This is a genomic window from Xylanibacter brevis P6B11, from assembly GCF_000621825.1.
GTDB lineage: Bacteria > Bacteroidota > Bacteroidia > Bacteroidales > Bacteroidaceae > Prevotella > Prevotella brevis.
Genome location: NZ_JHXG01000021.1, coordinates 1 through 6,830, shown reverse-complemented (window position 1 = coordinate 6,830; position 6,830 = coordinate 1). Strand labels below are relative to the sequence as shown.

6 protein-coding genes and 1 pseudogene are annotated in these 6,830 nt (G+C 46.3%); 6 read left to right on the top strand and 1 reads right to left on the bottom strand.

The features are described 5' to 3' along the window. On the top strand, positions 1 to 324 hold a 324-nt coding region (locus tag T496_RS13920; protein WP_044111061.1), incomplete at its 5' end, for an FKBP-type peptidyl-prolyl cis-trans isomerase. 69 nt (positions 325 to 393) lie between these two features. Here the strand turns inward: T496_RS13920 and T496_RS0109795 are convergent. Next, positions 394 to 1,614 (bottom strand): hypothetical protein, encoded by a 1,221-nt coding sequence (locus tag T496_RS0109795; RefSeq protein ID WP_155808838.1) that lies wholly within the window; start codon positions 1,612 to 1,614, stop codon positions 394 to 396. Positions 1,615 to 2,420: 806 nt separating this feature from the next. Here T496_RS0109795 and T496_RS0109790 point away from each other — a divergent pair. The 5 genes and pseudogenes from T496_RS0109790 to T496_RS0109765 form a co-directional block, all read left to right on the top strand. Then, positions 2,421 to 3,389 (top strand): PD40 domain-containing protein, encoded by a 969-nt coding sequence (locus T496_RS0109790; RefSeq protein WP_044111057.1) that lies wholly within the window; start codon positions 2,421 to 2,423, stop codon positions 3,387 to 3,389. Positions 3,390 to 3,441: 52 nt separating this feature from the next. Beyond that, on the top strand, positions 3,442 to 4,125 hold the full coding sequence (locus T496_RS0109785) for an outer membrane beta-barrel protein (RefSeq protein WP_197018949.1): 684 nt from the start codon (positions 3,442 to 3,444) through the stop codon (positions 4,123 to 4,125). 12 nt (positions 4,126 to 4,137) lie between these two features. Then, a complete protein-coding gene (locus T496_RS0109775; RefSeq protein ID WP_155808836.1) occupies positions 4,138 to 4,566 on the top strand; it encodes a hypothetical protein in 429 nt (142 codons plus the stop codon). Beyond that, positions 4,563 to 6,269 carry a phosphoethanolamine transferase gene (locus T496_RS13915; protein ID WP_081783611.1) on the top strand — a complete coding sequence of 569 codons (1,707 nt, stop codon included), beginning with the start codon at positions 4,563 to 4,565 and terminating at the stop codon, positions 6,267 to 6,269. The genes T496_RS0109775 and T496_RS13915 overlap by 4 nt, the downstream gene beginning before the upstream one ends. A 55-nt stretch (positions 6,270 to 6,324) precedes the next feature. Continuing rightward, positions 6,325 to 6,693 (top strand): annotated as a pseudogene (locus T496_RS0109765) (His/Gly/Thr/Pro-type tRNA ligase C-terminal domain-containing protein); the annotation flags it as partial. Positions 6,694 to 6,830 lie beyond the last annotated feature (137 nt).

Here is a 6,830-nt window from a genome sequence, read left to right as displayed (position 1 = left end):
TCAGTGCGTGTGATGTATCAGGGACGCCTCATTCCTTCAGCATCTTATAGCGAAGGCTACGTGTTCAACACGGGAACCGTCTATGGTAAGTTCACACCTGTCACGGGTGCCACGACCAAGTTCCTCGTGTCGGGTCTCACCGATGGCTTTGCTACAGCGCTGCAGCACATGCATCGCGGCGACTATTGGCGCATCTATGTTCCTTATTCATTGGGCTATGGTGAATATGGCACCACGGGAATCCCCGGCTATAGCGTCTTGGTGTTCGACCTCATACTCATCGACTTCAGTCCTGCTGGTCAGGCAATGCCGGTCTGGAACTAAAAGATAAAAACAAAGATTCATCTTTACAGCATAACGCTCCGTCATTCGTTTGAGTGACGGGGCGTTTTTTTATGCGTTCTTCCACCAACTGTCCTTGGTGTGACAAAGTGCCTGAACAATGCAGTTCATCGTTTTACATTCTGCCACCGTGATGGTGTCTGCCACGCGTCGGTAGGCATGTTGCCACGGTGTCACCATCAGCAGTTTGTTGTTGCAGCACAGGTCCATGCGCTGTTCAGACGGATGATACAGTTCAGGAAACCCGTTGTCTTCTACGATGATGACGGGATATCCCTTATCTACTGCTGTCTTCATGATGACGCGCTCGCCCTTCGCTATCTGGGCTGACACCAGAATAGCACCCTCGGCGGCAGCCTCCAGACAGCGTCTCTTCTGGTTGTCGAACAGGGCCGCATCTTTTCTGTGGCACACCACGGGTAGCAGTCTCGCATTCAGTAGTTGGGGGTTCCCGTAGCTGTCGCCAATGATGAAGTGCCCATCAAACTGCAGGCGTGACTGCAGCTTGTTCCAGGCTTCTTCATTGATTTGCGTAGGTTGGCACTCGCGCAACAGGTAGCCATGCAGGGCAGGTAGCGAGAGAGCCGTATGCACCGTTGCATGTTGTGGCTTTAGCCAAAGCGGGTTGTTCCTGCGCATCAGCCGATAGCGTGGGTTGTTGCGTATGTACTCCCGCTGCCGTTCTAGCTGTCCTTCCTTCAGCGGCATCACGTCCACATACCCATAATCGAAAAGTGATGGGCGCCCAGTGCTTCCCGATGAAGGCACCCGTTTGCTTTGCGGGTGAACCGCAAAGGGCGAGGCATCTCTCAGCCTCGCTTGTGCAGGTTCTCCCTGTCGGTCCGTATTTGCAGCTCTGCTGGCTTGTCTCGCTTGTGCAGGTTCTCCCTGTCGGTCCGTATTTGCAGCTCTGCTGGCTTGTCTCGCTTGTGCAGGTTCTCCCTGCACGCCTGTAAGGGTTTGCCCCGTCAGTTCCCAGTAGTGGCGGTTGCATCCTTTCTTAAAGCCAGCAATGACTTGCCCTAGGTGCGTCTCGCGCCCGCTTCTGCTGATGATGTCGCGGTGCACCACAACGATGAAGTGCAGGTGGTCGGGCATGATGACGTAGTCTTGGATCTCCACCATCGGATAGTAGGCATGAATGCTGTTCAGTAGTTCATATTCTACCATTTTCCCTATATCAGAGAGCTTCACTCGAGGAGCAAGCGGGTCGTCGTCGGGCTTGCTTGCATCTCCCACGATACAGCCTAGCAACTGCTGCTTGCGTTCCATGATGTTTATCGTGATATGATAGGTCCCTGACCACCGGTAGTTTTTCTGTTTGCCGCGTCGTCCTAAAGTATTTTTTGTTGCAGAATTCCGGTGTTCTGTAGGATTATTGTTTGAAGGTTGATTCATATTTAGTTAATCGTCTCGTTTTGCGACGACAAAGATACATCATAAATTCCATTTCTCCTCAATTCTATCACAAGTATTCATGCTTTTAACAGGCGATAGTGGCGCTTTTGAGGGGCTGTAGCATAACTTTCTCCATCAAAAAGCGACACGCCTGACGCGCTTCCAGACTCTAGACGCCCCATTTCCAGACTTTAGAACCACCCATTCTAAACTCTGGAAACAACGTCTCCAGACTCTAGATGCCGCCTCGTTCTCGCGCTTTTACATCTCAAAACTATTCGCGTTATGACATCATAAAGCTTGTTTAGACGCAAAAAAGTGCCACTATTGGGCGGGTGTCGTCTTATATTATATTATTGTATAAGCAGTTTTTATGGTTACCGCATACTTGTTTTTGACTCCTGATGCTGTTTTTTTTGATTTTTTTTTGTTTGTATTATAATTTTTTGTAATTTTGCCAACAGCTCGGGGGAGAAATCCCGGGTTTATAGATGCATAAGCTTATGATTTCGCACTTACACTCATCCGACAACAAGAGTGGCCTCCTTTGCTCGAGGATACAGCCACGTTTATGTGTAGTGTAATAACACTGCTGACCTTCATCCCTATCATATATGTAGTATCACGCTACCTTCCGTTTATAATAGGAAACAGAAAACTCACATCAAATCAATAACTATATGAAAAAGAATCTATTATTACTATTGTGGATAATCCCGTTCTGGAGCGTTGCACAGGTCGATTACTCTGTGGTGCGTGTTAACGAAGAATCGGGTGTTAATTTCACGCAGATTACGTCAGACAACGATTATGTTTGTTTGCCTGAAGTGAAACGAACGAACCGAAATGTCAACTGGTTGTCTAATCGCATCCTGGATATATCTGTTGATGGAAGCCAATTGGCCTATTTGGCCTTTCGTAGCAACACCACCAATATCTTTATCAAGGATATTGTGAAGCAGGGTGCCTCTGTGCAGAGAACATACCGTCAGGCGGTGCTCGATTTTACGTATTCGCCAGATGGTCAGTATATTTGTTTCTCGGAAGCTAATGGCAAGATGAACCAGATATTCCAAACCAGTGCTTCTGCGGGTAACGTGTGCCGACAGATAACCAGCGGAAACAAAGACTTCTCGCCAGTATATTCTTCTGATATGACCAAAATCTTCTTTACGCGTATGGAAAATAATGGTGCCAGCGTGTGGAGCTATGATATAAGCAGCAATTTCTTATCGAGCTATACCCGTGGCATGAATCCTTACCCCATCAATGAGCTGAACACCATTCTGTGTAGCAGAGCCAATGCCGATGGCCGGGGTGAGATATGGCGTGTGAACTATCTGACAGGTGTCGAGGAGTGTATTATCAGCGATCCTGAACGCAGTTTCTCAACACCCATCCTTTCACCAGGCAAAAACTGGATTTTATTTGTGGGCAGTAATATGCTGATGAATGGCAATCACCCTTATTATAATACTGACTTGTTTGCCTGTCATGTAGATGGAACTCATCTTGTTCAGCTTACATACCACGCTGCCGACGATCTGAGCCCAGTATGGAGCAAGGATGGAAAATACATCTATTTCATTTCGCAGCGCGGCTCCTCGAAGGGCACGGCCAATATATGGCGAATGGATTTCGTCTATTAACGTAACATTCCCTTTTTATTATTTCTATATTATTAATTTAATGAAAACCATTATGAAATCAATCAAGTTTTTTGCTGTAGCTGCTTTGTTAGCTATCAGTTCGGGTGCTTATGCACAGTTTGCAAACACCTCCTCGGGGGGCAGTTCTACAAGTGTGAAATCTAACGGATGGAGCTCTATCTGGGTTGAATACAATGCTTTGACAGCAGATTTTACCAAGGGCTTCGATGACGAGTCGGTCACAGCCTTCTCGGCAGGTTATAGTCAGGCCTTCCCTATCTCGGCGGGAACGCCACTCTTCTTGGAAGTAGGATTGGGTGCACAGTATTCAAAGAAATCAGATTTGTTTGATATTGACGATCAGGATCTGTCATTCTTATCGGCCAAGATTCCTGTGAATCTGATTTACGAGTTCGACATTCCTAACAGCGACATCAAGATAGATCCGTTCGTAGGTCTTTCTATGAGATTTAATATCACAGGTAAATTGAAGGTAAATCACGGTGATGACGACCTAGACTTGTTTGATAAAGACGATATGGGTGGCAGTAAATATACCATGAAACGCCTTCAGCCCGCATGGCAGATAGGCGTTAAAGCCCGCTTTGGTGGTGGCCTGACAGCTGGCCTCTCTTATGGCAGTGACTTGTCAAATATCTGGGAACCGTATGTTTCAGGAGTCGAGACAAAGGCTAAAGTCAGCACCTTCACAGTAGCCCTAGGATACTTTTTCTAAATAATTACGCTTTTGAAGACTAAAAAATTTTTTTGGAGCATTCTTTTCTTGTCGATCATCTCTGTTTTTAGTATCGGCATGATAGCCTGCGGCGACGATGATGAAGACAATGGCATATTGTCGGGAACCTGGAGCGGCGTAGTTGAACGTGAAATGATAACGCTGAAATTTGGCTCTAATGGCAGCGGCGTATGGACTCGTACTAGTAATTCTGATTGGTATGGACCAGAAACAGAGACAGGTAAGTTTACTTACCAATTGATTAATGATACAACAGGAATCGCATATGTCAATAGATCCAGCAGTTACTATGGTAATTATACGGCCATCCTTTATCTTGTAATTTCAGAAAATTCTATCGATATTTTCGAGGGAGGATTCTATGATGATTACTTTATGACACTGTATAAGGGGGGATCTTCTGGTATCGGTGGTAAATGAAATCATTAACACTTCTTGTAACAACTTTGACGGCCTGTCTGCTGTGTGTCAATCCAGCAGGCGGGTTGTCTGTTATTTATATCTCTTCATCACTGTTTACGGCGTTGCTGATAAGTGGACTACTCTCTTTGATTCCTTCGAAAAAGGTGGGGTATATGATCATGCTCGTTGTAGGCGAACTGGTACTGGCATGCTGTCTTGTTGACTGTTTCTGCCAGGAGGTATTCGCATCGCCTATCACGCCCCATATCATGTCTAACATTATGCTCAGCAATCTGCGCGAGATGCATGAGTTTATCTTCACCTTTATTGGCGTTGGACTTCTTTCTCACTGGCGCATCGCTTGTTTGCTGGCTCTGATGGCTCTCATGCCGGTGTTTCTGCTGTTCCAATACCGCTATGAAGAACAATTTCCGTGGCATCGATATGTAAACTATGCGTATGCACTACTCTTCTCTGTATGTTTTGCGTTCTGTGCTGTCCCCACTTATAGATATATGCAACTTTTCTTCCAGCAACACGATTATCAGCGTATGGAAGGACTTATGTTGCGTGGTCATCACGAGGAGATGGCCACCCCCTTGCACCGTCTGCTCTTTGCTTACTATTCCACCAAAGTTTCCTCTCGAATTCTAGCGCAACTCAAGAGTTCTACTATTCAGGCCAAGATAGACAGCTGCAGTTATAAATCACCACATATAGTGCTGGTGATAGGCGAGAGTTATAATAAGCATCATTCATCGCTTTATGGTTATACTTTGCCCACAACGCCATTGCAGCAGAAACGTTGTGATAAAGGAGAACTATTTGTATTCAATGATGTGGTGTCACCATGGAATATTACCAGCAATGCCATTTTGGGACTTTTCTCGCTTTGGGAGTATGGCATGCAGGACCAACTAGAAGAAAAACCCCTGGTTCCAATATTGTTCAGGCAGGCAGGCTATGAGGTGTCTTTCTTCTCCAACCAGTATCTCATTGGTGGCTTTCTTAGTGGTCACACTAATAAGACGGGGCATTTCTTCTTATCCGATCCTGAGCTAAGCCATGCGCTATTTACTCACCGGAATAGTAAAGCGAATGTGTATGACATGGAATTGCTGGAGCAGGTAAAAGCATATAAGACGGAACACGCATCTTCAGCACCGACCCTAGACTTCATACATCTCATAGGTCAGCATTTTGATTATAGTAAACGCTATCCTAAGCAGATGGCAGTTTTCAGCCATCTGCATTACAGTGATCGTAGGTTAGGGAAGGATGCTGTGGAGACTGTGATGCACTATGACAATGCGACGCGTTATAATGACAATGTGCTTGACAAGGTGATTGCTATGTACAGTGATGAGGAAGCGCTCGTTATCTTTGTGTCTGATCATGGCGAAGAGGTCTTTGATGAACCTTCTGTCGGTGGCCGACACTTTAAGACGCCAACAGCTCTTGAGGCTCGTAATGAGTATGAGGTGCCCATGTGGATTTGGTGTTCTGCGGCCTATATGGAGAAGCATGCAGATGTCGTTAAGAGCATCAAGCAGTCGGTGAACAAGCCGTTTCTCACGGATGGCATGCCACAGTTGTTGTTGTCTTTGGCAGGCATTTCGTGTGAGTGGCTTGATGATGATCGTAATATTTTATCAGAAAAATACAAGTGCAAACCGCGTATTATTGCCGGTAGTGTAGATTACGATATGCTTCCTTTTTGAACAGCAGATGCTTGATGTCTGTTCAGACAACAAGAAGTGCCACTTTACGCGGTGTAAAGTGGAGAATGGCGAGACCCGCGTAGTGCTGAAGTTGCCCGCAGCCTTGGCTCCTGTTAAACTGGCTGTGATGCCTCTGGTGAAGAAAGATGGTCTGCCCGAGAAGGCACGCGAGATTATCAACGACCTGAAGTTCCACTTCAACTGTCAGTACGACGAGAAGGACTCTATCGGTAAGCGCTACCGTCGTCAGGACGCTATCGGTACTCCTTATTGCGTCACTGTTGACCACGACACCCTGAACGATGGCTGCGTCACCCTGCGTTTCCGCGACACCATGGAGCAGGAGCGTGTGAAGATCAGCGACCTGGCTTCTATCATCGAGGACAAGGTTAGCATTGCAAGTCTGCTTAAGAAACTTCAATAAATGAAACTGAAATATTTTATCTTTGCCTGTCTCTCACTGCTGAGCTTTGCCTCATGCAGTGAGACCGATGGCGAGGTCGATGAATATGACAACTGGCAAGCGCGCAATGCTGTGTTCTTTGCCTCGTTGGAAGACTC